The organism is Mesorhizobium sp. J428 (genome assembly GCF_024699925.1).
Lineage (GTDB): Bacteria > Pseudomonadota > Alphaproteobacteria > Rhizobiales > Rhizobiaceae > Mesorhizobium_A.
This window is the reverse complement of record NZ_JAJOMX010000001.1, coordinates 4,932,959-4,958,709: the sequence shown is the minus strand read 5'-3', so window position 1 is coordinate 4,958,709 and position 25,751 is coordinate 4,932,959. Positions and strand designations below refer to the sequence as shown.

Sequence of the window (25,751 nt, the reverse complement as noted above, 5' to 3'; positions counted from 1 at the left end):
GCGATGCGCTTGGTCGTCACCGTCGTCCTTGCATTGATCCTGTCCTGGCTGGGTGGATCGGCGGCCGCGACCCTGATCGCAGACTGGGCGAGGGGCGACGAGAGTTTTATCCTCGCCTTCATGGCGATCCCGCTGGCGGGACTGGTCGTGGCGGTCGTTTTCCTGGTCGCCTCCACCCGGCCAGTGCCTGCACTGGCGATCAACCGCGTCTGCTTCGCCACGATCGGGCTGCTGGCTTTGTTGTTTGCGGCACTGTCGGTGTTCGAGATCTTCGTTAGCGGCTCGCTTGCTGCGGCCTGGCGCGGTGTCCAGCTCTACATCGGTGTCTTCGGCAGCATCGTGGCGGTTGTGCTCGTCCAATGGCTGATCTTCCGCTTGCGGTCGCGGCCGGTGCAGTCGCAAATGCTGTTCGGCAGAGGCCCGGGAGCGTCCGCATGAAAACCGTCCTCTGCTATGGCGACTCGCTCACCTGGGGATACGATCCCGACGGCCCCGGCCGCCATGCCTTCGAGAACCGGTGGCCGAGTGTACTGCAGGCAGGGCTCGGGGCGCAGGTCACGGTTATCGCCGAGGGGCTGAACGGCCGCACCACGGCCTTTGACGACCACCTTGGCGCTGCAGACCGCAACGGCGCACGGCTGCTGCCGACGATCCTCACCACACATTCGCCGGTCGACCTCGTGATCCTCTTCCTCGGCGCCAATGACATGAAGCCGTGGATCGCCGGCCGCGCGATCGCCGCCAAGCAGGGGATGCAGCGGCTAATCGATATCATCCGCGGCCATGCCTATCCGATGGGCGAGGATGCGCCTGATATCCTGTTGGTCTCGCCGCCACCCTTGTGCGAGACCGGAGACCCTGAGTTTGCCGCCATGTTCGGGCCGGGACTCGAACAGTCGACCATGCTGGCGAGCCTCTATTCGGACCTCGCGGACCTGACCGGCTGCGGCTTCTTCGACGCGGCGTCCGTGGCCAAGGCCTCGCCGCTGGACGGAGTGCATCTCGACGCGGCTAACACTCGCGCGATCGGTCGCGGCCTAGAGCCGATCGTGCGCGTGATGCTGGGACTTTAGGAGAGTGACATGGCTGAATCCTATGACGTGATCATCATCGGGGCCGGTCCCGGCGGCTATGTCGCGGCGATCCGCTCAGCCCAGCTTGGCCTGAAGACGGCCATTGTCGAACGCGAGCACCTGGCCGGCATCTGTTCCAACTGGGGCTGTATCCCGACCAAGGCGCTGCTGCGCTCGGCCGAGATCATGCACTATGCCGAACATGCCAAGGACTATGGCCTGACGATCGAAGGCAAGATCTCGGCCGATCTCAAGGCCGTCGTCGAGCGCTCGCGCGGGATCGCGGCGCGGATGAACGGCGGGGTCGGCATCCTGATGAAGAAGAACAAGGTCGACGTGATCTGGGGCGAGGCGAAGATCACCAAGCCGGGCGAGATCGTCGTGGCGAAGACGACGAAGAAGCCTATGGAGCCCCAGGTGCCGCCGCCCAAGAACACCAAGGGCGAGGGTACCTATTCCGCCAAGCACATCATCATCGCCACCGGCGCCCGGCCGCGCGCGCTGCCCGGCATCGAGCCCGACGGCAAGCTGATCTGGACCTATTTCGAGGCGATGACGCCGCCGCAGATGCCCAAGTCGCTGATCGTCATGGGATCGGGCGCGATCGGCATCGAGTTTGCGAGCTTCTATCGCACCATGGGCGTCGACGTGACCGTGGTCGAACTGATGGCCAACGTCATGCCGGTGGAGGATGCCGAGATCTCGAAATTCGCGCAGAAGCGCTTCGAGAAGCAGGGGATGAAGTTCATCCTCGAGGCGAAGGTGACAAAGGTCGAGAAGGGCGCGAATTCCGTCACCGCCCACATCGAGACCAAGGACGGCAAGGTCGAGAAGCTGACCGCCGACCGGCTGATCTCGGCCGTCGGCGTGCAGGCGAACATCGAGAACATCGGCCTGGAGGCCGTGGGCGTCGTCACCGAGCGCGGCGTCGTCAAGATCGACGACTACTGCCGCACCAGCGTGCCGGGCATCTACGCCATCGGCGATGTCGCGGGCCCGCCGATGCTGGCGCACAAGGCAGAGCACGAGGGCGTGGTCTGCGTCGAGAAGATTGCCGGCCTTCATCCCCATCCGCTCGACCGGCTGCTGGTGCCGGGCTGCACCTACTGCAACCCGCAGGTCGCGTCCGTCGGCCTCACCGAGGCGAAGGCAAAGGAGAAGGGCTACGACATCCGCGTCGGCCGCTTCCCCTTCGTCGCCAATGGCAAGGCTGTCGCGCTCGGCGAGGACCAGGGCCTGGTCAAGACGGTGTTCGACAAGAAGACCGGCCAGCTTCTGGGCGCGCATATGGTCGGCGCCGAGGTGACCGAGCTGATCCAGGGGTTCGTTGTCGCCATGAACCTGGAGACGACCGAGGAAGAGCTGATGCACACGATCTTCCCGCACCCGACGCTGTCGGAGACGATGAAGGAAAGCGTGCTCGACGCTTATGGAAAGGCACTGAACATCTGACCGCGGCCGGGGCCGCATTGGAGGACAGGCTATGGAACCATCCTACGGTATCCTCTCCATGCCCGGCGTGGGCTTCCTGGGCATGCTGGTGATCGGCTTTTTGGCCGGCTATGTCGCCGAGCGGACCATGAACCGCGACCATGGCGTGCTGACCAACATCCTCGTCGGGATCGCGGGTTCGTTCGTCGGCGGGACACTTGCCGGGGTGCTCGGCGTCACCTTCAACGGCTTCCTCGGAAACCTCGTGGTCGCCATCGCGGGCGCAATTGTTATCCTGTGGATATGGGGCAGGGCTCAAGGAGCGCGTTGACTGTTTGGCGCCGTTCCAGTCGCCGGAACCCCCTGCCGACCGCAGCGTTGTAGCTGCGGCGGTTGTCGCCGGGCATAGACTGGAGAATCTCATGGAAGACGCAGGCGTTGGCTGGATCGCAGCCATCATCATTGGCGGCATTGCCGGCTGGTTGGCCGAGATGTTCATGAAGAGCAACATGGGCGTGCTGATGAATATCGTCCTCGGCATCGTCGGCGCGATCGTAGCGAATGCGCTTCTGGGTGTGTTCGGCATCGCACTGGGGGGCTGGGTCGGCTATCTGATCGCCGGCTTTATCGGTGCCTGCATTCTGATCGCCATCGGCCGCATGTTCAGACGCAGCGCCGCATAAGCGAAGAGCCATGCATAAAGGCCGCGGAGGCATTCGCCTCGGCGGCCTTTCGCTTTTGTCCCGTTGCGCCTAAGTATCGAGTGTGCCGGCTCGGCCGGCAACGCTGGAATCGCGACCGGGAGCATCATGGTCACCGTCCTCGATATGATCGCCAAGCCGCGCCTGCGGCATCCGGAAAAGGCGCATCGCCCCGACCAGGAGGTGATGCGCAAGCCCGACTGGATCCGAGTCAAGGCGCCGACATCGCGCGGCTATGCAGAGACGCGCGAGATCGTGCGCTCCAACAAGCTGGTCACAGTGTGTGAGGAGGCCGGTTGCCCGAACATCGGTGAGTGCTGGGATAAGAAGCACGCCACCTTCATGATCATGGGCGAGATCTGCACGCGCGCCTGTTCGTTCTGCAATGTGGCGACGGGCAAGCCCTATGCGCTGGATCGTTCCGAGCCGGAAAGCGTCGGCCGCGCTGTCGCACAGATGGGTCTCACGCATGTCGTCATCACGTCCGTCGACCGTGACGACCTGGACGACGGCGGTGCGGAGCACTTCGCCGAGACGATCCGAGCGATCCGACAGGCAGCGCCGGGCACGACGATCGAGATCCTCACGCCCGACTTTCTGCGCAAGGAAGGCGCGCTCGAGGTGGTCGTCGCCGCGAAACCCGACGTGTTCAACCACAACCTCGAGACCGTGCCGTCTAACTATCTGACGGTTCGTCCCGGCGCGCGCTATTTCCACTCGGTGCGGTTGTTGCAGCGGGTGAAGGAGCTCGACCCGTCGATCTTCACCAAGTCCGGCATCATGGTCGGGCTCGGCGAGGAGCGCAATGAGGTGCTGCAGCTGATGGACGATCTGCGCTCGGCCGACGTCGATTTCATCACGATCGGACAGTATCTGCAGCCGTCGAAAAAGCACCATCCGGTCAAGGCGTTCGTCACGCCGGACGAGTTTCGCTCCTACGAGACGGTCGCCTATTCGAAGGGCTTCCTTGTCGTGGCGGCAAGCCCGCTGACGCGCTCCTCGCATCATGCCGGAGAGGATTTCGCCCGGCTGCGCGCAGCGCGCGATGCACAGCTTGCCCGCAAGGCTTGACGACGAGACAAAATGCCGAAGTTCGATACGGTCAGGCGCGTTTCCTATACGCCCGAGCAGATGTTCGCGCTCGTCGCGGACGTGGAGAAATATCCGCTGTTCCTGCCGATGTGCGAGGCGCTCAGCGTCCGCTCGCGCAAGGAGCGTGACGGCGTCACGCTGCTGATCGCCGACATGAGCGTCGGCTACAAGGCGATCCGCGAAACCTTCACCAGCCAGGTCGTGCTCAAGCCCGACGACCTTGTCATCGACGTCAAATACATCGACGGCCCGTTCAAATATCTGCGCAACCTGTGGACGTTCAGACAGGCGCCTGCCGGCGGCTGCGATATCGGCTTCGATATCGACTACGAATTCAAGAGCCGCATGCTGGGTGCCCTGATGGGAGCCGTCTTCGACCGCGCATTCCGTACCTTCGCCGGCGCTTTCGAAAAGCGTGCCGACGAGATTTATGGCCGTCCTGCCGCCGTGGTGAGCCGACCGTCCGCGATTTGACCGCCTCCTCGACATCTGCAAAGTGATGCGACGTCGGAGGGTTTCATGCGGATTGCAGCAGCCGCGCTTTGCTTCGTTCTCGCGCTCGCGGTCCCGGCGCGCGCACTGGAGGACTATGCGAGCCTGGTCCACCGTTGCGTGTCCTCATTGAAGGCGGACCGAGAGCTCCGGGCCGCCGCCACGACGGCCGGAGTAAAGGTGCTGCGGATTGTTTTCACGGTCGACGCCAATGGCCGGATTGGGAAGGTCGATGCCTCCGGGTCGAATGCGAGCGTCAATTTGCGCAAGATGGTCGAGCGCAAGTTCCGCAGTTTGCCGCGCATGATGCCGCCACCCGGCGGAAAGGGGCGCAGATTCGTGATCGAATTGGTCGTCTGAGACTAGTTGCCCAAGGCATCCAGCCCGAGTTTGAGCGCGGTCTCGACCGTCTCGCGCCGGATGTAGTCCCGGCCGAGATTCTGGAAAATCCGTTTCTCCGTTCGCGTCGGCTTGCCTTTGCAGGCTACCCCAAACCAGACGAGCCCAACGGGCTTTTCGTCGGACCCGCCGTCCGGCCCGGCGATGCCGGTCACGGCAAGCGTGATGCCCGCGCGCGAATGCGCCAGCGCGCCGTCGGCCATCTCGCGCGCGGTCTCTTCGGACACCGCGCCGTACCGGTCGAGCGTCTCCTTGCGCACGTCCAGCATGTCCATCTTCGCCTCGTTCGAATAGGTGACGAAGCCGCGGTCGACCATGCTGGAAGAGCCCGGCATGTCCGTCATCAGCGCGATGATGCCGCCGCCTGTGCAGGATTCGGCGGTGGCGACGAGAATGCCGCGGTCCTTGCAGGCTTCGAGGAAGGTGCGGGCAAGCGCGGCGCGGTCGGTCATTCTGGCAGGCTCCCTGGATAGACGACGCTGGCGGTCGCGATCGCCGCGATGCCCTCCTCGCGGCCGATGAAGCCCAGCCGCTCGTTGGTGGTTGCCTTGATCGAGATCCTGTCCCCTGAAATGCCGAGCATCGAAGACAGTTCCGCCGTCATCGCGGTGCGGTGCGGGCCAACGCGCGGCGCCTCGCAGATCAGTGTGATGTCCGCATTGGCGATGCGGCCGCCCTTGGCGCGGACGATCGAGGCCGCATGTTCGACGAAGATTCGCGAGGCAGCACCTCGCCATTGCGGATCCGACGGCGGGAAGTGGGTGCCGATATCGCCCGCGCCGCAGGTCGCCAGCAGCGCGTCGGTGAGCGCGTGCAGACCCACGTCGGCATCCGAATGACCGGAAAGCTTCCTGTCATGCGCAATGCGCACGCCGCACAGGAAGACCGCGTCGCCCGGTTCGAAGGCGTGAACGTCGTAACCGTTGCCCGTCCGCACGTCTGGAAATGCGAGCTTGTCGCGATTGAGCTTTTCGTCGGCCATGGCGAGATCCCGCGGATAGGTCAGTTTGAAGTTATCGGGAGAACCCAGGACGAGGCGTACCGGAAGCCCCGCCCACTCGGCGATGGAGGCGTCGTCGGTGAAGTCGGTGCGGCCCGAGCGATGGGCGGCCTCGTGCGCGGCGAGGATCTGTTCGAAGGGAAATCCCTGCGGTGTCTGCGCGGCGTGCAGGCCGTTGCGGTCGACGGTCACCAGGCCCTCGACCATGTCCTTCTTGAGCGTATCCGTCACGGCTAGAGCGGGAAGGGCGCCCTGGCCCATCGAGGCGGCGCGCACGACCCGGTCGATCAGATCGTCGTCGGCAAAGGGCCTCACTGCATCATGGATCAGCACCAGTCCGGGCGGATCGGCCGAGAGTTTGCGCAGGGCCAGCAGGGTGGACTCCTGCCGGCTCGCGCCGCCGATGACGGCGCTGACGCGGTCGCGATGCTCGGCGGCCGCGTCTGCGAAAAGCTCGCTGTCGTCGCCATGGATCGCGACGACGATCCGGCCGATCGCGGGATGGCCGACGAAGCGGCGAATCGTATGGCGGATGACCGGCTCGCCGCCGATCGTGCGGTATTGCTTGGGTCCCGCCTGCGGGCTGCCCGCCCGTTCGCCCCGGCCGGCGGCGACGATGACGACGGCGATTTCGGAATTCTCTGTCATATGGACGCGTTGCCACATTTCTGGACTGGGCTTTCGGATAAGCCACGCCATCCGGCTTGACCAGAGCCCTGACGGTTTCAGGGCTGCCCATGCACAAATCGCAGCACTTGCCCGTTGCGCCGCGCTGCAAACATGTCTAGAGACTAAGCAGTCAGAAAAGTTGCCCGGTTTTTGTGCATGCAGCTTCCAAACTCTCTCGCCGAGCCGATCGACATCGGTGGCGTGAGGCTCCGCAACCGGGTGTTCCTCGCCCCGATGTCCGGCGTCACCGACCGCCCGTTCCGTGAGCGCGCCTATGCGCACGGGGCCGGCCTCGTGGTGTCCGAGATGGTCGCGAGCGGCGAGCTCGCCAAGCGCAACGAAGAATCGACGCGGCGCATCAGCCGGACCGGCATTGGACCGCATATGGTGCAGCTCGCGGGCCGCGACGCCCACTGGCTGGCCGAAGGCGCGCGAATCGCGGCCGGCGAGGGCGCCGACATCATCGACATCAACATGGGCTGCCCTGCGAAGAAAGTGACCGGCGGCTATTGCGGATCGGCATTGATGCGGGAGCCGGACCATGCGCTGGCGCTGATCGACGCCGTGGTGTCCGCCGTAGCCGTCCCGGTGACGGTGAAGATGCGCCTCGGCTGGGACGACCAGACGATCAACGCGCCGCAGATCGCCCGCCGCGCCGAGCAGGCCGGCGTCCGTATGGTCACCATCCACGGCCGCACGCGCTGCCAGTTCTACACCGGCCGTGCTGACTGGTCGGCGATCGCTTCGGTCAAGCAGGCCGTATCCATCCCCGTCGTGGCGAATGGCGACGTCTGTTCGGCGCACGATGCCGCCGCGATCCTCGAACAATCTGGCGCCGATGCGGTGATGATCGGCCGCGGCCATTATGGCGCGCCGTGGCTGGCCGGAGAGATTGCAGGTGGCAATGGGCGTGCATCCGCGCCGGATTCGCCTCAAGAGCTTCGCGACTACGTTCTGGGTCACTACGACGACATGCTCGCGCATTACGGCGCCGCGACCGGCGTGCGGCACGCGCGCAAGCATCTCGGCTGGTATCTCGACCGCCATGTGCCCCAGGTGCCCGATGCGCTGCGGTCAACGATCATGACCGGAACCGATCCGGCGGCCGTGAAACAGAGCCTGCGGCGGGCGCTGGCCGAAGCCGCGACCGGCGGCATGGAGATAGCCGCATGACCGCGCCCGCCTCGTCTCGCAAGTCACAATTGGATTCGGCACAGATCGTCCTCAACACGATCCGCCATCCGGTCATCATGGTAGGTCCCGACGGCCGCATCTCCTTCGCCAATGCCGACGCCGAGGATTTCTTCAAGGCGAGCGCGGTGATCCTATCGCGCAATACGCTGGACCATTTCGTGCCGTTCGGCAGTCCGCTGCTGACGCTGGTCGAGCAGGTGCGCGAGCGCAAGGCGGCGGTGAACGAATACCGCGTCGACATTTCCTCGCCGCGCATTGGTCCCGACAAGATCGTCGATATCTACGTCGCGCCGGTGGTCGAGATCCCGGGTTCGGTCGTCATCATGTTCCAGGAACGCTCGATGGCCGAGAAGATCGACCGCCAGATGACCCATCGAGGGGCTGCGCGCTCTGTGACCGGTCTCGCGGCCATGCTTGCGCACGAGATCAAGAACCCGCTCTCCGGTATCCGCGGTGCCGCCCAGCTTCTCGAAACGGTCGTGCCGGACGAGGACCGGACGCTGACGCGGCTGATCACCGAGGAGACCGACCGCATCGTCTCGCTGGTCGACCGGATGGAGATATTCTCCGACGAGCGGCCGATCGAGCGATCGGCGGTCAACATCCATGCCGTGCTCGACCGCGTCAAGGCGATCGCCAGGAACGGTTTCGCCAGCCGCATCAAGATCGTCGAGGAATACGATCCCAGCCTGCCGCCTGTCTTCGCCAATCGCGACCAGCTCGTGCAGGTGTTCCTCAATCTGGTGAAGAACGCCGCCGAGGCGATCGGATCGGACCCGAAGGGCGAAATCAAACTGTCGACGGCGTTCCGGCCCGGCATGCGCCTCTCGGTGCCGGGGAGTGCCGATCGCGTCTCGCTGCCGCTCGAATTCTGCGTTACGGACAATGGTCCGGGCGTTTCGGAAGACATTCTCCCCATCCTCTTCGACCCGTTCATCACGACCAAGCAGAACGGCTCGGGCCTCGGGCTCGCCCTGGTGGCGAAGATCGTGGGCGAGCACGGCGGCATCATCGAATGCGAATCGTCCCGCGCCGGAACGACCTTCCGCATCCTGATGCCGGCGTGGAGAGAAAGCACTTATCCCGCGGGCAATGACCCGGACGGAGGTCTCGACGGATGACGACACGCGGCAGCATCCTCATCGCCGACGACGATGCGGCGATCCGCACCGTCCTGAACCAGGCGCTCTCGCGCGTCGGCCACGACGTGCGCGTCACCTCCAACGCCGCGACCCTGTGGCGCTGGGTACAGGCTGGCGAAGGCGATCTCGTCATCACGGACGTCGTCATGCCGGACGAGAACGCGTTCGACATGCTGCCCCGCATCAAGAAGGCGCGCCCGGACTTGCCGGTGATCGTCATGAGCGCGCAGAACACGTTCATGACCGCGATCCGCGCCTCGGAGAAGGGCGCCTACGAATACCTGCCGAAACCATTCGACCTCACCGAACTGCTCAACATCGTCAACCGGGCGCTGTCCGAGCCCAAGAAGGCCGTAACGGCCGAGCGCGCCGAGGAGCCGCCGGAATCGATGCCGCTGGTCGGCCGCTCGGCGGCGATGCAGGACATCTACCGCATGCTGGCCCGTATGATGCAGACGGACCTGACGGTGATGATCTCGGGCGAGTCGGGCACGGGCAAGGAGCTGGTGGCGCGCGCGCTGCACGACTTCGGCCGCCGCCGCAACGGACCCTTCGTGGCGATCAACATGGCCGCGATCCCGCGCGACCTGATCGAGTCGGAACTGTTCGGCCACGAGAAGGGCGCCTTCACCGGCGCACAGAACCGCTCGACCGGCCGTTTCGAGCAGGCCGAGGGCGGCACGCTGTTCCTTGACGAGATCGGCGACATGCCGATGGAGGCCCAGACGCGGCTGCTGCGCGTGCTGCAGCAGGGCGAATACACGACCGTCGGTGGCCGCACGCCGATCAAGACGGATGTCCGCATCGTCGCCGCGACCAACAAGGACCTGCGCACGCTGATCAACCAGGGCCTGTTCCGCGAGGACCTGTTCTATCGCCTGAACGTCGTGCCGCTGCGCCTGCCGGCGCTCAAGGAGCGTTCGGAAGATATTCCCGACCTCGTGCGACATTTCTTCAAGCAGGCGGAGAACGAGGGGCTCGCGGCCAAGCGCATCTCGACCCCGGGCATCGAATTGATGAAGCGCTATCCCTGGCCGGGCAATGTGCGCGAGCTGGAGAACCTGATCCGCCGGCTCGCCGCGCTCTACCCGCAGGACGAGATCTCGGCCGAGATCATCGAGCACGAGCTGCGCACCGGCGAACTGCCGCAGCCGGCCGGCAGTTCGTCCAGCCTGCCGGACGACATTTCCGTCAGCCAGGCCGTGGAACATTATCTGCAGCACTATTTTGCCGGCTTCGGCGACGATCTGCCGCCGCCGGGTCTCTATCAGCGCATCCTCGCCGAGGTCGAATATCCGCTCGTGCTTGCCGCGATGACGGCGACGCGCGGCAATCAGATCAGGGCGGCCGAGCTTCTGGGGCTCAACCGCAACACGTTGCGCAAGAAGATCCGCGAACTGGGCGTGAACGTGTACCGGACATCGCGACAGGCCTGAGGGAAAACGCGGTCTGCCATCGAATTGTTGCAGAATCGCCACAATGCGTTGCATAGCTGCAACGCAGACCATGCTGCTCGACCTCACATGAACCAAGCCGTGGACCCCGCCATATCGGGAGCAGAGCTTCCCGTGGCCGTCCCCGCCGCGCAACCGGCTGATGGCCGGCGCCTGCTCGCATGGCCGGGCATCGTCACGGTTGTCTGTTCGCTGGCATCAGCGGCGATCTCCTTCGTCATCCTGATGGGCCTGACGTCGATCGAACCGACCCGTCAGACGACGCTCGTTCTCATCGCCATCAACGCGGCCTTCATTCTGGTGCTCCTGGCGCTGATTGGTCGCGAGGCGCATCGCATCCTGATGGCGCGGCGCATCGGCAAGGCGGCCGCGCGGCTGCATGTGCGCATCGTTGCCATGTTTGCGCTGGTGGCGGCGCTGCCCGCGATTCTGGTGGCCATCGTCGCCTCGATCACGCTCGACGTCGGCCTGGATCGCTGGTTCGACATCCGTACCAAGACGATCATCAACTCGTCGCTGTCGATCGCCGATGCCTATGTGCGGGAAAACGCGCGCAACCTGCAGGGCACGACGCTGTCGATGGCCAACGACCTCGACAACAACCGCACGCTCTACAATCTCGATCGCCTCCGCTTCGAGGCGCTGCTGACGCAGCAGGCGCAGGGCAGGGCGCTTGAACACGCCGCCCTCATCCGATCCGACGGATCGATCATGATGAAGGCAGCGACACAGAGCGACGTCGAGTTTCCGGATCCGCCGATCGAGGCGGTCCAGACCGCGGCCGACGGCCAGCCTGTGCTGATTGAGCCGCGGATACGCAACATCGTCGGCGCGATCATCAAGCTCAGGCAGATTCCGGAAGCCTACCTCTTCACCGTCCGCGAGGTCGACCAGGAGGTCATCCGCGCCAGACAGCTGGTGCGCGCGAATGCCGGCGCCTATCGCGGGCTGGAGGAAAACCGCACGGCGACCCAGATCGCCTTCGCGCTGCTCTATCTCGGGTTGACACTGGTCATCGTCATGTCGGCGATCTGGACCGGCATCGCGGTGGCGGACCGCCTTGTGCGGCCGGTGCGCCAGCTCATTGGGGCGGCCGACGAGGTCGCGACCGGCAATCTCGACGTGCAGGTGCCCGTGCGCTCGTCCGACGGCGATGTCGGTTATCTCGCGCAGACCTTCAACACGATGCTGACCGAGCTCAAGTCACAGCGCAACGAGTTGTTGGGCGCCAAGGACCAGATCGACGAACGGCGTCGTTTCTCGGAGGCGGTTCTCGCGGGCGTGACGGCCGGCGTCATCGGAGTCGATTCCGAAGGCTTGGTGACGATCGTTAACCGTTCCGCCGAAACGATGCTGGCGCTGCCGCTCGCGGCCACCATCGGCAAGAACATCTCCGTCGTGCTGCCGCAGATCGGCCGTGTCTTCGAGATCGCGCGTGATTCCTCGCGACCGGTCTATCGCGAGCAGGTGACGTTCTATCGCGCCGGTGCAGAGCGCACCTTCAACGTCCAGATAACCGTGGAAGGCAGCGAGGAGCGCGACGGCCCGAAATCCTATGTCGTCACCGTTGACGATATCACGGACCTCGTCCAGGCGCAGCGCTCGACGGCCTGGGCGGACGTCGCGCGCCGAATCGCGCATGAGATCAAGAACCCGCTGACGCCGATCCAGCTCTCAGCCGAGCGCATCCGCCGCCGCTTCGGCAAGGTGATCGTCGAGGATCGCGAGATCTTCGACCAGTGCACCGACACCATCATCCGCCAGGTCGGCGATATCGGCAGAATGGTGGACGAGTTCTCCGCCTTCGCCCGCATGCCGAAACCGGCGATGCAGCAGATGGACCTGCGCGAGGCGCTGCGCGAGGCGTCCTTCCTCGTCGAGGTGAGCCGGTCCGACATCGTCTTCGAACGTCAGTTCGGAGATCAGCCGCTCGTCGGCACGTTCGACAGCCGCCTGATGGGCCAGGCGCTCGGCAATGTGATCAAGAACGCTGCCGAGGCGATCGACGCGGGCGAGAGACCCGAAGGCGAGCCCGGCGTCATTCGCATCCGGGCTGTGCAGGCGAAGGGCTTCATCGCCGTCGACGTCATGGACAACGGCAAGGGCCTGCCGCGCGAGAACCGGCAGAGGCTGCTCGAGCCCTATATGACGACGCGCGAAAAAGGCACCGGCCTCGGCCTCGCTATCGTCAAGAAGATCGTCGAGGACCATGGCGGCCGGCTCGAACTGCATGACGCGCCGGCCGATTTCCATGGCGGCCGCGGCGCGTTGATTCGGATGATTCTTCCGGGCGTCGGCGCGGCGCAGGCCGGCTCCCGAACCGTGAAACGGGCCGAGGGCGAACAGCAAGCGGAGAAGGTGCAAAATGGCGTCTGACATCCTGATCGTTGACGATGAACAGGACATCCGCGAACTCGTGGCCGGCATCCTCGGCGACGAGGGCCATGAAACGCGCATCGCGCACGATGCTGACAGCGCGCTGGCGTCGATCTCGGACCGGATGCCCCGCCTCGTCTTTCTCGACATTTGGCTGCAGGGCTCGCGTCTCGACGGCCTTGCCCTGCTCGACGAAATCAAGGCGATCCATCCCGAGCTGCCGGTCGTGATGATCTCGGGCCACGGCAATATCGAGACCGCGGTGTCGGCGATTCGGCGCGGCGCGTACGATTTCATCGAGAAGCCGTTCAAGGCGGATCGCCTTATCCTGATCGCTGAGCGTGCACTGGAAACGTCGAAGCTGCGCCGCGAGGTTTCGGACATGAAGCGGCGCACCGGCGACACCTTCGACCTGATCGGCACCTCGACGGCGATGAATCAGCTTCGCCAGACGATCGAGCGCGTCGCACCGACCAACAGCCGCGTCATGATCATCGGGCCTTCCGGCTCCGGCAAGGAGATGGTGGCGCGCGCGATACACGCCCATTCGGCCCGCGCCGGCGGGCCTTTTGTTTCCGTCAACTCCGCGTCGATGACGCCGGAACGGATGGAGATCGAGCTGTTCGGCACCGAGGCGAACGGCGTCGAGCGCAAGATCGGCGCTTTGGAGGAAGCCCATCGCGGCATCCTCTATCTCGACGAGGTGGCCGACATGCCGCGCGAGACGCAGAACAAGATCCTGCGCGTCCTCGTCGACCAGCAGTTCGAGCGGGTAGGGGGCACGAAGCGCGTCAAGGTCGACGTGCGCATCATTTCGTCGACCGCCCACAATCTGGAGGCGATGATCGCCGACGGGCGCTTCCGCGAGGACCTCTATCACCGTCTCGCCGTCGTGCCGGTTCCGGTGCCGGGCCTGTCCGAGCGGCGCGAGGACATTCCGCTGCTGGTGCACCATTTCATGGAGATTGTCGGCGCCCAGGCCGGCATCAAGCCGCGTCGCATGGGCGACGATGCGATGGCCGTGCTCCAGGCGCACAACTGGCCCGGAAACGTCCGCCAGCTGCGCAACAATGTCGAGCGCCTGATGATCCTGGCGCGCGGCGACGACGTCGACGCACCGATCACGGCGGACCTTCTGCCGGCGGAGATCGGCGACGTGATGCCAAGAGCCCCGAACCAGTCTGACCAGCACATCATGGCCCTGCCGCTGCGCGAGGCCCGCGAACTCTTCGAGAAGGAATATCTCATCGCGCAGATCAACCGTTTCGGCGGCAACATCTCGCGCACGGCCGAGTTCATTGGTATGGAACGCTCCGCGCTTCACCGGAAGCTGAAGTCGCTCGGAGTCTGATCTATGCGCGTCATCATCTGCGGTGCTGGACAGGTAGGATACGGCATCGCGGAACGCCTGGCGGCGGAGCGCAACGATGTCTCCGTCATCGATACCTCGCCCGAGCTGATCGGCGCGATCCGCGATTCGCTCGACGTGCGCGGCATTGTCGGCCACGGCGCGCATCCGGACGTGCTCGAGGCCGCGGGCGCCGCCGAGGCGGACATGGTCATCGCCGTCACGCTCTACGACGAAGTGAACATGATCGCCTGCAAGGTCGCGCACTCGCTGTTCAACGTGCCGACCAAGATCGCGCGCATCCGTTCGCAGTCCTATCTGCGGCCGCACTACCAGGACCTGTTCTCGCGCGAGCACCTGCCGATCGACGTGGTGATCTCACCCGAGCTCGAAGTGGGCGAAATGGTGCTGCGCCGCATCGCGCTGCCCGGCGCGACCGATGTCGTGCGCTTCGCCGACAGTAAGGTCGCCATGGTCGCGATCGAGTGCCTGGAGGAATGCCCGGTCATCAATACGCCGCTCGCCCAGTTGAGCGAGCTGTTTCCCGACCTGCCGTCGACCGTCGTCGGCGTCAGCCGCAATGGGAAGCTCTTTGTGCCGCATTCCAGCGACCAGCTGCTCGCGGGCGACCTCGCTTATGTCGTGACGACCAAGGACCAGGTGCGCCGCACGCTCGGTCTGTTTGGGCACGAGGAGACCGAGGCGTCGCGGATCGTCATTGCCGGCGGCGGCAATATCGGCCTCTACGTGGCCAGGGCGCTGGAGCAGCGGCAGATCCGCACCCGCGTAAAGCTGATCGAGAACACGCGCGAGCGCGCGATTGCCATCGCCGACCAGTTGCGGAAGACCGTCGTGCTGCATGGCAGCGCGCTCGACCAAAAGCTGCTGCTGGAGGCCGACATCGAGGCGGCCGACCTGATGGTGGCGCTGACCAACAACGATCAGGTCAATATCCTGTCGAGCGTGATGGCCAAGCGGCTCGGCTGCAAGTCGAACCTCGCCTTGATCAACAATCCGTCCTACCACGACCTCACCAAGACCATCGGCGTCGATGCCTACATCAACCCCCGCAACGTGACGATCTCACGTGTGCTGCAGCATGTGCGGCGCGGGCGCATCCGGGCCGTCCACAGCGTCCAGAAGGGGGCTGCCGAGATCATCGAGGCGGAAGCGCTGGAAACCTCGCCCCTGGTCGGTCCGCAGCTGCGAGACGCAGACCTGCCGTCGGGCATGCGCATCGGCGCGATCTACCGCGACGGGCAGGTGTTGAAGCCGGATGGCGCCATGCGGATCAAACCAAAGGATCGCGTTGTGATCTTCGCTATGGCGAACGAGGTCCGGCAGGTGGAACAGATGTTCCGCGTCAGCCTCGAATTCTTCTGATCACCGGCCGTTCCAACCCCTCCAAGGAGCAACAATGCCTCGCATCGCCTACGTCAACGGCCGCTATGTTCCGCATCGGGACGCCGCTATCCATATCGAGGACCGCGGCTACCAGTTCGCGGATGGGGTCTACGAAGTCTGCGAGGTCGCGCGCGGAAACCTCATGGACATGACGCGCCATCTCGACCGGCTCGATCGGTCGCTGCGCGAGCTGCGGATCGGCTGGCCCATGCATCGCTCCGCGCTGGTGATGGTCATGCGCGAGGTGGTGACCCGCAATGGCGTCCAAAACGGCCTAGTCTATGTGCAGGTGACGCGGGGGGTGGCCAGCCGGGACTTCGTGTTCCCGGAAGACACCGTCCCGGCCGTCGTCGTGACTGCGAAGAAAGTCGATCCGGCTCTTGCCGCCAGGCGCGCCGAGACGGGCATCAAGGTGATCACCCTGCCGGAAAACCGCTGGGATCGCGTCGACATCAAGTCTGTCGGGCTGCTGCCCAACGTGCTTGCCAAGCAGGCAGCGAAGGAGGCCGGCGCGCAGGAAGCGTGGTTCGTGGACGCCGACGGCAACGTCAAGGAAGGCGGGTCGTCGAACGCCTGGATCATAACCAAGGACGGTTGCCTGGTCACGAGGCCTGCGGAGCACGGCATCCTGCGCGGCATCACGCGCACCACCCTGTTCGAGGTCGCCGCGAAACTGGGGCTGAGGATCGAGGAGCGCGGCTTCTCCGTTGCCGAGGCGAAGGCTGCCCGCGAAGCCTTCATCAGTTCCGCCACCACCATCGCGATGCCGGTCGTGGAGGTAGACGGGTCTCCGATCGCCAATGGCCATCCGGGCTCGGTCGTCCAATCGCTGCGGCAGGCGTTTTTTGACGTTGCGGAAAAGACTCCGGCCTGATAACCGCATCCAGAGCCCTCATGGCTCGATGTCGAGTTCCCCACCGAAACGCAGGGTTGCCATGCGCCGGATTCAGGTCCGCGACGCTTGACAAGCCCGGTCTTGTTCGGTGCTACTGTCGGTGAACTTGCGGGCAAGGTGAAAGATAAGAAAAATGGCGGAACGATCGCAGAACCTCCAGGACCTGTTCCTTAACTCGGTTCGCAAGAGCAAAAACCCCCTGACCATCTTCCTGATCAACGGCGTCAAGCTTACGGGCGTCGTGACATCGTTCGACAATTTCTGCGTTCTGCTGCGCCGTGACGGACATTCGCAGCTTGTTTACAAGCACGCGATCTCCACGATCATGCCGAGCCAGCCGGTGCAGATGTTCGACGGCGAAGAAGGCGCCTGATTGAGCGAAACCGGCGACAAGCCGCGGGGCCGCAAAGCCGGACCCGCGGAGGCTGTTCCCGAAAGCACTGGCCGCGCTGTGGTCGTGGTGCCGGTGCTGACGCGTCATCCGCGCACTGATGAGGGCGGTGATTCGCTTTCTCGCCCGAGACTGTCGCGCTCTCCCCAAGCCAGGCATGATGAGGCAGTCGGGCTTGCGCTCGCGATCGACCTTGAACCCGTCCACACCGAAATCGTGACGGTTGCCGACCCGCGTCCCGCGACGCTGATCGGCAGCGGCAAGATCGAGGACCTCGCGGCCGTCGTGGCGGAGAAGAAGGCCGAGCTGGTGATCGTCGACCACCCGCTCACACCGGTGCAGCAGCGCAACCTCGAAAAGGAACTGAAGGCCAAGGTGCTTGATCGCACCGGCATCATCCTCGAAATCTTCGGCAGGCGCGCCCGCACCAAGGAGGGTTCGCTCCAGGTAGAGCTCGCGCATCTGAATTATCAAAAGGGCCGGCTGGTCCGCAGCTGGACGCACCTTGAGCGCCAGCGCGGCGGCGCGGGCTTCCTCGGAGGCCCCGGCGAAACCCAGATCGAGGCCGACAGGCGCATCCTGCAGGAGAAGATCCTGCGGCTGAAGCGCGAACTGGAAACGGTCAAGCGCACGCGCGAGCTGCACCGAGCAAAGCGCAAGAAGGTGCCTTATCCGATCGTCGCCATCGTCGGCTACACCAATGCCGGCAAGTCCACCCTGTTCAACCGGCTGACCGGGGCAGGGGTGCTGGCCGAGGACATGCTGTTCGCTACGCTCGACCCGACGTTGCGCCGGGTGCGGCTGCCGCACGGGACGATCGTCATCCTTTCCGACACGGTGGGCTTCATCTCCGACCTGCCGACCCATCTGGTCGCGGCCTTCCGCGCCACCCTGGAAGAGGTGGTGGAGGCCGATCTCGTGCTGCACCTGCGTGACATTTCCGATCCCGACACCGCAGCTCAGGCCGAGGACGTGGAGCGCATTCTCGGCGATCTCGGCGTCGACGCATCGGACAGCCGCCATGTGATCGAGGTCTGGAACAAGATCGACCTGCTGGAAGAGGGCACCCGGCATCGCCTGCTCGAAGAGGGCCGCGCGCCGGACAAGGAACCGCCCATCGCGATCTCCGCTGTCACCGGCGAAGGCATTTCGCAGCTGCTGGACCTGATGGAGGCGCGGATATCCGGCGCGCTGACGCTCGCCACGATTGTCCTCGCGCCGGAGCAGCTCGGCTCGATCGACTGGCTCTACCGCAACGCGGCGATCCAGTCCCGAAAAGACAATGATGACGGGTCGGTAACGCTCGAACTTCGCGCAACACCTGCAGCGCTGGCCGAATTTAACGCGAAGGTCGGGCAGAAATAGGTGCTGAATCAGCCTATTATGACCTTTCCTTTGCCTTTTGCCAAAGCTCCTCCATCTCTTGAAGAGATGCATCATTCAGGTTTGATTTCGCGTCGGAAAGCGCCTTTTCCACAAAATGGAAGCGCGAGCGGAATTTTTCGTTGGTTCCGGCGAGCGCGGCCTCGGCATCGACGTCGAGATGGCGGCCAAGATTGACGACCGCGAAGAGGATGTCGCCGAACTCCTCCGCGATCTCGCTCTGCCGTCCGGCGGCCATCGCGGCGCGCAACTCACCGATCTCCTCCTCGATCTTGTCAAGGATGGGCGCTGCCGCGCCCCAGTCGAAGCCGACCGTCGCCGCCTTCTGCTGCAGCTTCAACGCGCGTGTGAGCGAGGGCAGGGCGACGGGAATCCCGTCGAGGAAACCCGTCCCGTGGTCCTCCGGATTCTCGCCGCGGGCAATGCGTGCCGCCCGTTTCTCTGCCTTCTCCTCGGCCTTGATGCGGTCCCACTGGCCCTTGGCGGAGCCGGCCGCGCGTGCCTCCGCATCGCCGAAGACATGGGGGTGACGGCGGATCATCTTGGTGGTGATCGCGGTGACGACGTCGCCGAACTCGAATTCGCCCGCCTCCTGCGCGATGCGGGAATGGAATACGACCTGGAGAAGCAGATCGCCGAGCTCGTCGCGCAGGTCGGTCAGGTCGTTGCGCGCGATCGCGTCGGAGACTTCGTAGGCCTCCTCGACCGTGTAGGGCGCGATGGTCGCGAAGGTCTGTTCCAGGTCCCACGCGCAGCCCGTGCCTGGCGTCCGCAGCGCGGCCATGATCTCGATGAGGCGGGCGATATCTCTCGACGGTTGCATTTGTCCACACGCGCAATAATTTGGTTCGGCGCACCGGATCTCCCGGTCAGCCGGGAGACCACGACGCGTGAAGTCCAGCCTGAGAGCAATCGCCCTTGGTGTCCTCCTGGCGGCCCCGAGCCTGTCCGACTCGGCCGCCAAAGTCACCTACAGCGAGAAGACCATCCACTACACGGTGAGCGGCCGCACCGGCCAGGAAATCTATGCGCAGATCGCCAGGAAAGGGCCGAAGCTCACCGGCCAGCGCGACCACAAGGTGGCAACGACCAGCATGACCTTCGACGTGCGCGGCATCAAGGCCGGCGTCAGCGGAACCCGGTGCGTCGTGACCGGCCTCGATGTGCACATCGCGTTCATCTACCGGATCCCGAAGTGGACAGGGAAGGGGAGCGCTTCCGTGCGCAAGGCGTGGGCCGCTTTCGAAGCGCATCTGTGGCGGCACGAGAAGCGCCACCGCGACATCGCGCTCGAATATGCAAGGCGCGTCGAGCGCGACATTCTGCGGTTGAAAGGCGATGCGCGCCGGGAATGCGCCGGGATGGTGGAGCAGGGGAAGCGGCAGGCGACCTCGTCCCAGGCATGGCACGAGCGCAAGCAGGCGAGCTTCGATGCGAGCTGGTTCGGCGACGGCGGCCAGCAGTTCAAATACGACCGCGCCCTGATCTCGGCGAAGTAGCCCGCATCGTCCTGTCGCCTTTTGCCCCGTGGATGTCGCTTTCCTGCGGCCCGGAATCGAGCGGTGGTGCTTAGATCAGCGTGTCCGAGGTGCCGGCGCGCGATGAACGCGCCGGAGAATTGGGAAGCCGGTGAAAGGCCGGCGCTGCCCCCGCAACGGTAGCGGAGCTGAACGTCTCGACGGGAGACCACTGGGTGCCGAACCCGGGAAGGTGTCGAGACAGTCCGACAGGACGGCTCCGAAGCCCGGAAACCAGCCCTGGACATGATGAACTCGACTGATCGCGGTGGGCGGTCAAGCGGCAGATCTTCGTGCCCGGCAATGCCGTGCGCGGATGCTCTTCCCTGAAATCACCACCAGTTCAGTCCTTGGACCGCGAGGACAGGACATGGATATCCGCAACGACATGCTGCGCCGCCTGCGCAACCGGCGCGACGGCTACAGTCTCGAGCAGCCGTTCTACACCGATCCGGACTATTTCCAGGTCGATCTGGAACTGATCTGGTATCGCGACTGGCTGTTCGCAGCGCATGACTGCGAGATCCCGAAGCCCGGCAACTATGTGACGTTGCAGGTCGGCGACTATCCCGTGGTGATCGTGCGCGACCGGCAAGGGCAGGTGAGGGCGTTCCACAATTCCTGCCGCCACCGCGGCAGCCGGGTGTGTCCGGGCGGGAAGGGGGCTTCGGCGCGGCTCGTCTGCCCCTATCACCAGTGGACCTACGATCTCGACGGAAAACTGCTCTTCGCGCGCCAGATGGGACCGGACTTCGATCCGTCGCAATTCTCGCTGAAGCCGGTCGCCTGCGAGACGGTTGGCGGCTATGTCTTCATCTGTCTTGCCGAAGAACCTGCCGATTTTGCCCCCTTCCGCGCGACCGTCGAGCCGTTCTTCAAGCCGCATCGGCTCACCGAGGCCAAGGTCGCCTTCGAGAGCACGATCGTCGAGAAGGGCAACTGGAAGCTCGTCTGGGAAAACAACCGCGAGTGCTATCACTGCGCCGGCAATCATCCCGAACTGTGCAAGACCTTCCCTGAGGCCCCGACTGTCACCGGCGTGCAGGGCGCGGAAGGCGATCCCGAGATCGTCGGACACTGGCAGCGCTGCGAGGCGGCGGGCCTGCCCAGCCGCTTCACCATCGCCGATGACGGCCAGTACCGCACCACGCGCGTGCCGCTGCTGCGCGACGCGGTCAGCTACACGATGACCGGCAGACGCGCGGTCAGGAAAAACCTGTCCGACGACGTATCGACCGACCGCATCGGCTCGCTGCTGCTCTACCACTATCCGACAACGTGGAACCACATCCTGGGCGACCACGCCGTGACCTTCCGCGTGCTGCCGATCAGCGCCACGGAAACGGCGGTGACGACCAAATGGCTGGTCCACAAGGACGCGGTCGAAGGCGTCGACTACGATCTTGCCGAGCTCACCCATGTCTGGACCGAGACCAACGACCAGGACCGGCGGATCGTCGAGGAGAACGCCTTCGGCATCAAGTCGCCCGCCTACGAGCCGGGACCTTACTCGCCGGACCACGAGGGCGGCGTGATGCAGTTCGTCGAGTGGTAACGCGCCTTTATCGAGCCGCGTCTCTCCGGCAGCGGCAAGCCTGCGCTGCGCAGCGTCGCCTGAGCACGGGGAGGGGACCATGAACGCCTTCGCCGCCCCGTCCCTCTATCGTCATCTCGACGAGATGACGCCCTGGAACGACCGTCTGCAGACGCTGGAATGCATCGGCGTGACGGACGAGGCACCGGAGGTGAAGACGTTCACGTTTCGATCGGACAACCAGACCTGGTTCCGGTACCAGCCCGGGCAGTTCGTCACGCTTGAGCTCCCGGTCGGCGAAGAGCCGCTGATGCGCACCTACACGCTGTCGTCGAGCCCGTCGCGGCCGTTCTCGATCGCGGTGACCGTCAAGGCGCAGCCGGGCAGCCTGGGCACGCGCTGGATGTTCGAGAATGTCCGCCCGGGTTCGCTGTTGAGGGCTTATGGCCCCGCCGGCGACTTCACGCTCCATCGCCACCCCGCAGCCAAATATCTTTTGATATCGGCGGGCTCCGGCGTCACGCCGATGATGTCGATGCTGCGCTGGCTGAACGACTGCGCGCCGTGGACGGACGTCGCCTTCGTCAACTGCGCGCGGCGGCCGGAAGAGATTATCTTCCGCAAGGAACTCGAGCTTCTCGGCAGCCGGATGCCCGGCCTGTCGCTCGGCTTCCTGATCGAGGAACGGTCGAGCCGCGAGAGCTGGTTCGGCCATATGGGCCGCATCGACGCGGTGCGCCTGCCACTGCTCTCGCCGGATTTCCGGGACAGGGAAGTGTTCTGCTGCGGCCCCGAGCCCTTCATGCAGGCGGTTCGCGCAATGTTAGACAATGCCGGCTTCGACATGGCCTGCTATCATCAGGAAAGCTTCGCTGCGCCGGCCGGGGAAGAGGCGCCCCCCGTCGCCGCACCGGCTGATGGCACGGTTGCAGAGGCGACGCCCATCACCTTCAGCCTTTCCGGTGTCGAGGCGTCCTGCCTGTCCGGCCAGACGGTTCTCCAGACGGCGCGCTCGGCCGGCGTCAGGATCGCGGCGGCCTGCGAATTCGGCCTGTGCGGCACCTGCAAGGTCAAGTGCGACGGTCCGGTGGACATGCAGCACAATGGCGGCATCCTCGATGACGAGATCGCCGACGGCTATATCCTGGCCTGCTGCTCGCGGCCGCTGGGCACAGTCCAGATCGAAGCCTGAGGGCGCGCGGCTACAGCGATCCGAGAAAGGCGCGGACGCTGCCCGAAAACAGGACGATACCGGAGAGGACCAGGAGCAGCAGGACCAGCCGGCGAAACGCCGGCGTCGGCATGCGGCGGAACACCTGCACGCCGAGGACCGCCGGGATCGCCAGCGCCGGGGCGATAAGGGCGAACATGCCGAGCGTATCCTGGTTGATCGTGCCGGCGAGGGCGTATCCGGTCAGCGTTGCCACGTGCATGGCGATGTTGAACGCCTGCAGCACGCCGCGCTGCGTCTCCTTTGCAAAACCGCGCAACGTGGTCCACAGCGTCGGGATCGGGCCAGACGCGCCCGACAGTCCGCCCATGACCCCGCCGATGAAGCCGGCGGCGGCGTCGGCGAAGCGGCCGCCCGCGCGCAACTGGAAGTCATGCGGCAGCAGCAGAGTGAGTGGGCAATAGATCAGCAGGAAAATGCCCAGCGCCAGCTTGAACAGGTTCGGGTCGAGCCAGTGCAGCAGGAAGATACCGAGCGGCACGCCGAGAAGACCGCCGATGACCAGCGGCATGAGGAGCACGAGGTCGAAGCCGCGCCAGACCCAAGGCAAGGTCACCAACTGGCCGGCCAGCGACCCGAAGACGGCCATGGGCGCGGCGAGCTGCGGCGATATCGCCCAGACCCAGATCGACAGCGACACCAACGAGAAGGCGAAGCCGGAGACGCCTTGCGCGAAGCCCGCGGCCGCAGCGCCTGCCAGAACTACCGCCGTGGTCCAGTCCATCAATTCATCGCAGGCGAGGGTGGTCGTTGAGCATCGAAGGACTGAACAGGAGCGGGCTCTCCGCACAGTCTGTCCTGCCCGAATAGCGTTTCCCATGCCGTGGCGCAAATCCGGGCGATTTTCCGTCTCGAGGCGGATTGAGCATAAAAATCCTAGGCTATGACGAAGAGCCGAAATCGCCCGGGTGAAATTCAGTTTTCATTGCAAAAACAGCGGTTTATATCTGAAATATTCGGCAGTCTGACACAGGTTGTTGGGTGAACAAGCTTCCGTCGAGGTCCAAAGAGGTGCATCCTTCCTTCCGGCAGTTCGAGATGGAGACGCAGCATGGAGCGATTCACGGGGGGCTGCCTGTGCGGCGACATTCGGATCGTGGCGTCAGGGCGCCCATACCGCGTCGGGCTGTGCCATTGCCTGGATTGCCGCAAGCATCACGGAGCGCTCTTTCACGCGTCCGCGATCTTCCCGCAGGATGCGGTGACGATCGAGGGCGAGACCCGCGACTATGCCGGGCGGCATTTCTGTCCGCGCTGCGGCTCGTCCGTCTTTGCCCGCACCGGCGACGAGGTCGAGGTGAGCCTGGGATCGCTGGACGCGCCCGACCAATTCCTGCCGACCTACGAACTGTGGACCATCCGCCGCGAATCCTGGCTGCCGCCGTTTCCGGTCACGAGACGATACGAGCGCGATCGCGACGGCACCGGTCGGTTTGAGGAGTAGGGTGGCGTGAACGGTGCCGTTCGACGGCTGCTCACCACCGCATCGGACGATCGCATAAGATAGATTATGGAACTTATGCCTCTGCAGCGAGGGCCGGCTTTACGGCTGCTCGACCCTGAGAAACTCAGCCATTTCCGCCATCATTCGAGGTAGTTCCTTTGCGCCAAGGTTTCTCGCATAGTCGACAGCGGCTTTCTTGCCGTGAACCGAACTGATCAGGACGTAAAATACCAACGGATACCAGGAAGCCCGAAGCCACACGTGTTCGCTATAGAGTCTAAGCGCTTCGTTGGAGTTTGCGAATGAGCGGACCCATTCGAAGACGGTTTGGCAATTCGCTTCGATATGTCGGAATGCTGCCGCCTGGGTCTCCGCGTCGTGAATAAGCGGGGCAATCTTGGAGCCGCTGAGTCCAGCCGCATGATCGAAACTTATGAAAATCATCGACAGCTGTTGAGGCTTTTGGCCCGGTGAGTACGTGTCAAAAAAGCGTTTTTGGAGTCGCTTGAACTCCGCATTATCGATTCGAAACATGATCTCGATCTGGTATGTGTAGTGTCTCCAGGTTACGCGGCCCTCCACAGACACTGCGTTGTCGCAGGCTGAAGGCGAAATCAGAAAACCCTTCTTCAGTTCCTTCTCGCTTCTCGGGCGGGTGTCGGTGAAACGTCCGATCGTCCGAGAGAGAAACTCCACAATCGGTAACCTGTCGTCTCCCTGCATCATCGCGCAAGTTCCGATTCCATCGGATTAGGACCCAGAATCTAGGTATCGTTGAGATCGAGCTCTATCGTCATCCCGTCGAACGCCGGCTCGACATGGTCCGGCGTCGTGCGGCGCACGGTGTCGTAGTCGAGCGGCGTGTGCATATGGGTCAGCACGGCGCGCTTCGGGTCGAGCCGGTCGATCCATTGCAAAGCCTGTTCAAGTGACAGATGGCTCGGATGCGGCCGATACTGCAGCGCGTCGATGACGAGCCAGTCGAGGTTTCTCAGCCGCTCGGGCGTGGCGCCGGTGAAGCCGCTGACATCAGCGCAATAGGCCAGGTTGCCGATGCGGAAGCCAAGCGAGATGATGTCGCCATGGATTTGGGGCAGGGGTTCGAACGTGATCGGACCGCCCTCGCCTGCGATCTCGAATGGCACGCCGTGCTCGATCGGCACATGCTTCAGGATCGGCGGATAGGAGCTGCCTTCCGGCGTCACGAAACAGTAGCCGAAAGCCTCCATCAGGCGCAGCGACGTCGGCGCATCTGCGTAGACCGGCATCAGGCGGCGCTGCTCGATGACGAAGCCGCGCAGGTCGTCGATGCCGTGGATGTGGTCAGCATGCGGATGGGTGTAGATTGCCGCGTCGAGACGCGTCACGCCGGCGGTCAGCATCTGGTCGCGGAAATCGGGGCCGGTATCGATGACGATGCGCGTCGTGCCGCGCGCGGAAATGCGCTCCACCAGCGCCGAAGCGCGGCGGCGGCGGTTCTTCGGATTGTCGGGATCGCATTGGCCCCAGTCGCCGGTGATACGCGGCACGCCCGGCGACGAACCGCAGCCGAGGATGGTGAGGCGCAGCCGGTCCGCCATC

26 protein-coding genes, 1 pseudogene and 1 riboswitch are annotated in these 25,751 nt (G+C 64.5%); of the genes and pseudogenes, 21 read left to right on the top strand and 6 right to left on the bottom strand.

Translation table 11 applies throughout. The features are described 5' to 3' along the window. Positions 1-9 precede the first annotated feature (9 nt). The 8 genes from LRS09_RS25010 (at position 10) to LRS09_RS24975 (ending at position 5,149) form a co-directional block, all read left to right on the top strand. The gene (locus tag LRS09_RS25010) at positions 10-438 is read left to right on the top strand and encodes a hypothetical protein (RefSeq protein WP_257809740.1); all 429 of its coding nucleotides are present in this window, start codon (positions 10-12) and stop codon (positions 436-438) included. Continuing rightward, positions 435-1,073, top strand: a complete 639-nt coding sequence (locus LRS09_RS25005) for an SGNH/GDSL hydrolase family protein (protein ID WP_257809738.1) — start codon at positions 435-437, stop codon at positions 1,071-1,073. Before LRS09_RS25010 ends, LRS09_RS25005 begins: the two co-directional genes overlap by 4 nt. A gap of 9 nt (positions 1,074-1,082) precedes the next feature. After that, on the top strand, positions 1,083-2,525 hold the full coding sequence (gene lpdA / locus LRS09_RS25000; RefSeq protein ID WP_257809737.1) for a dihydrolipoyl dehydrogenase: 1,443 nt from the start codon (positions 1,083-1,085) through the stop codon (positions 2,523-2,525). A gap of 31 nt (positions 2,526-2,556) precedes the next feature. Then, positions 2,557-2,835, top strand: a complete 279-nt coding sequence (locus tag LRS09_RS24995; protein WP_257809736.1) for a GlsB/YeaQ/YmgE family stress response membrane protein — start codon at positions 2,557-2,559, stop codon at positions 2,833-2,835. A 91-nt stretch (positions 2,836-2,926) separates the two neighbouring features. Next, the gene (locus LRS09_RS24990; RefSeq protein WP_257810308.1) at positions 2,927-3,187 is read left to right on the top strand and encodes a GlsB/YeaQ/YmgE family stress response membrane protein; all 261 of its coding nucleotides are present in this window, start codon (positions 2,927-2,929) and stop codon (positions 3,185-3,187) included. A 126-nt stretch (positions 3,188-3,313) separates the two neighbouring features. Beyond that, entirely contained in the window at positions 3,314-4,276 is a 963-nt protein-coding gene (gene lipA / locus LRS09_RS24985; protein ID WP_257809735.1) for a lipoyl synthase, read from the top strand. Between the two features lie 12 nt (positions 4,277-4,288). Continuing rightward, the gene (locus LRS09_RS24980; protein WP_257809734.1) at positions 4,289-4,771 is read left to right on the top strand and encodes a type II toxin-antitoxin system RatA family toxin; all 483 of its coding nucleotides are present in this window, start codon (positions 4,289-4,291) and stop codon (positions 4,769-4,771) included. A gap of 45 nt (positions 4,772-4,816) precedes the next feature. Next, on the top strand, positions 4,817-5,149 hold the full coding sequence (locus LRS09_RS24975) for a hypothetical protein (protein ID WP_257809733.1): 333 nt from the start codon (positions 4,817-4,819) through the stop codon (positions 5,147-5,149). Between the two features lie 2 nt (positions 5,150-5,151). On the opposite strand, the gene LRS09_RS24970 is transcribed toward LRS09_RS24975, so the two are convergent. Then, positions 5,152-5,640, bottom strand: coding sequence for a CinA family protein (locus LRS09_RS24970; RefSeq protein WP_257809732.1), 489 nt, complete (start codon positions 5,638-5,640; stop codon positions 5,152-5,154). Beyond that, positions 5,637-6,836: a bifunctional 2-C-methyl-D-erythritol 4-phosphate cytidylyltransferase/2-C-methyl-D-erythritol 2,4-cyclodiphosphate synthase gene (locus tag LRS09_RS24965; RefSeq protein ID WP_257809731.1), complete on the bottom strand. Its 1,200-nt coding sequence runs from the start codon at positions 6,834-6,836 to the stop codon at positions 5,637-5,639. The genes LRS09_RS24970 and LRS09_RS24965 overlap by 4 nt, the downstream gene beginning before the upstream one ends. Positions 6,837-7,013: 177 nt before the next feature. Here LRS09_RS24965 and dusB point away from each other — a divergent pair, with 177 nt between their 5' ends. The 9 genes from dusB to hflX all read left to right on the top strand — a co-directional run bounded on the left by dusB (position 7,014) and on the right by hflX (position 18,426). Next, positions 7,014-8,030, top strand: coding sequence for a tRNA dihydrouridine synthase DusB (dusB, locus tag LRS09_RS24960; protein WP_257809730.1), 1,017 nt, complete (start codon positions 7,014-7,016; stop codon positions 8,028-8,030). Beyond that, positions 8,027-9,172 carry a nitrogen regulation protein NR(II) gene (locus tag LRS09_RS24955; RefSeq protein ID WP_257809729.1) on the top strand — a complete coding sequence of 382 codons (1,146 nt, stop codon included), beginning with the start codon at positions 8,027-8,029 and terminating at the stop codon, positions 9,170-9,172. Before dusB ends, LRS09_RS24955 begins: the two co-directional genes overlap by 4 nt. After that, on the top strand, positions 9,169-10,629 hold the full coding sequence (ntrC, locus tag LRS09_RS24950) for a nitrogen regulation protein NR(I) (protein WP_257809728.1): 1,461 nt from the start codon (positions 9,169-9,171) through the stop codon (positions 10,627-10,629). Before LRS09_RS24955 ends, ntrC begins: the two co-directional genes overlap by 4 nt. Before the next feature lie 87 nt (positions 10,630-10,716). Continuing rightward, a complete protein-coding gene (locus LRS09_RS24945; RefSeq protein ID WP_257809727.1) occupies positions 10,717-13,023 on the top strand; it encodes a PAS domain-containing sensor histidine kinase in 2,307 nt (768 codons plus the stop codon). After that, positions 13,013-14,374: a sigma-54 dependent transcriptional regulator gene (locus LRS09_RS24940; RefSeq protein ID WP_257809726.1), complete on the top strand. Its 1,362-nt coding sequence runs from the start codon at positions 13,013-13,015 to the stop codon at positions 14,372-14,374. Before LRS09_RS24945 ends, LRS09_RS24940 begins: the two co-directional genes overlap by 11 nt. Before the next feature lie 3 nt (positions 14,375-14,377). Further along, on the top strand, positions 14,378-15,754 hold the full coding sequence (trkA, locus tag LRS09_RS24935; RefSeq protein ID WP_257809725.1) for a Trk system potassium transporter TrkA: 1,377 nt from the start codon (positions 14,378-14,380) through the stop codon (positions 15,752-15,754). A gap of 34 nt (positions 15,755-15,788) precedes the next feature. After that, positions 15,789-16,649: a D-amino-acid transaminase gene (locus LRS09_RS24930; RefSeq protein ID WP_257809724.1), complete on the top strand. Its 861-nt coding sequence runs from the start codon at positions 15,789-15,791 to the stop codon at positions 16,647-16,649. A 154-nt stretch (positions 16,650-16,803) separates the two neighbouring features. Beyond that, positions 16,804-17,043, top strand: a complete 240-nt coding sequence (gene hfq / locus LRS09_RS24925; RefSeq protein ID WP_085465474.1) for an RNA chaperone Hfq — start codon at positions 16,804-16,806, stop codon at positions 17,041-17,043. Then, entirely contained in the window at positions 17,044-18,426 is a 1,383-nt protein-coding gene (hflX, locus tag LRS09_RS24920; RefSeq protein ID WP_257809723.1) for a GTPase HflX, read from the top strand. A 16-nt stretch (positions 18,427-18,442) separates the two neighbouring features. Here hflX and mazG read toward each other — a convergent pair whose 3' ends face one another. Further along, positions 18,443-19,267, bottom strand: coding sequence for a nucleoside triphosphate pyrophosphohydrolase (gene mazG, locus LRS09_RS24915; protein ID WP_257809722.1), 825 nt, complete (start codon positions 19,265-19,267; stop codon positions 18,443-18,445). Positions 19,268-19,334: 67 nt separating this feature from the next. On the opposite strand from mazG, the gene LRS09_RS24910 reads away from it, so the two are divergent. From LRS09_RS24910 to LRS09_RS24900, 3 genes and pseudogenes are all read left to right on the top strand, one after another. After that, complete coding sequence (locus LRS09_RS24910) at positions 19,335-19,943, top strand: DUF922 domain-containing Zn-dependent protease (protein ID WP_257809721.1); 609 nt, start codon at positions 19,335-19,337, stop codon at positions 19,941-19,943. A 70-nt stretch (positions 19,944-20,013) separates the two neighbouring features. After that, a riboswitch (cobalamin riboswitch) is annotated at positions 20,014-20,219 on the top strand. 112 nt (positions 20,220-20,331) lie between these two features. Beyond that, positions 20,332-21,579, top strand: a pseudogene (locus tag LRS09_RS24905) (aromatic ring-hydroxylating dioxygenase subunit alpha). A gap of 16 nt (positions 21,580-21,595) precedes the next feature. Then, a complete protein-coding gene (locus LRS09_RS24900; RefSeq protein ID WP_257809720.1) occupies positions 21,596-22,687 on the top strand; it encodes a hybrid-cluster NAD(P)-dependent oxidoreductase in 1,092 nt (363 codons plus the stop codon). 10 nt (positions 22,688-22,697) lie between these two features. Here LRS09_RS24900 and LRS09_RS24895 read toward each other — a convergent pair whose 3' ends face one another. Further along, positions 22,698-23,450, bottom strand: a complete 753-nt coding sequence (locus tag LRS09_RS24895) for a sulfite exporter TauE/SafE family protein (RefSeq protein WP_257809718.1) — start codon at positions 23,448-23,450, stop codon at positions 22,698-22,700. A gap of 327 nt (positions 23,451-23,777) precedes the next feature. On the opposite strand from LRS09_RS24895, the gene LRS09_RS24890 reads away from it, so the two are divergent. Then, the gene (locus LRS09_RS24890; protein ID WP_257809717.1) at positions 23,778-24,170 is read left to right on the top strand and encodes a GFA family protein; all 393 of its coding nucleotides are present in this window, start codon (positions 23,778-23,780) and stop codon (positions 24,168-24,170) included. 99 nt (positions 24,171-24,269) lie between these two features. Here the strand turns inward: LRS09_RS24890 and LRS09_RS24885 are convergent, their stop codons facing one another. Both LRS09_RS24885 and LRS09_RS24880 read right to left on the bottom strand, forming a co-directional pair. Beyond that, complete coding sequence (locus tag LRS09_RS24885; protein ID WP_257809716.1) at positions 24,270-24,896, bottom strand: hypothetical protein; 627 nt, start codon at positions 24,894-24,896, stop codon at positions 24,270-24,272. 38 nt (positions 24,897-24,934) lie between these two features. After that, positions 24,935-25,750: an MBL fold metallo-hydrolase gene (locus tag LRS09_RS24880; RefSeq protein ID WP_257809715.1), complete on the bottom strand. Its 816-nt coding sequence runs from the start codon at positions 25,748-25,750 to the stop codon at positions 24,935-24,937. Position 25,751 lies beyond the last annotated feature (1 nt).